Annotated in this window: 1 protein-coding gene; it reads right to left on the bottom strand. The window is 42.7% G+C overall.

What is annotated here, in order from left to right:
* Nucleotides 1-309, bottom strand: a 309-nt coding sequence (locus tag VJI94_RS08165) for a M28 family peptidase (protein WP_324008990.1), incomplete at both ends; no start/stop codon positions are given.

The raw sequence follows: 309 nt of genomic DNA, 5'->3' as shown, positions 1-309 counted from the left end.
GCCGTCATCATGTGCACCTTCATTCACATCCCAGCTATCCAAATGTCCACCAACAGTAATGATTTCATCCGGGAAAGTGGTTCCTCTGAGCTCTCCAATCACGTTGTGCCCAATAGTATCCGGAAGAAATTTTGCGCTTGTCTTCATAGAAACGCTAAAAGAGGATTGTTTAGTCAATTCCCAGATATAATCAGCATCTCTGGGACCCATAGCAATAGCAGGAATTTTAGGGAATGAATCATTATAAGCAGTACTACCTGTATGTGGATCATTGGCTGTTGATTCCGTTAAAGAACGAATCATCACCCC

This window comes from Parvimonas sp. D9, from assembly GCF_035282565.1.
Taxonomy (GTDB): domain Bacteria; phylum Bacillota; class Clostridia; order Tissierellales; family Peptoniphilaceae; genus Parvimonas; species Parvimonas micra.
This window is presented reverse-complemented; position numbering and strand designations above follow the sequence as displayed.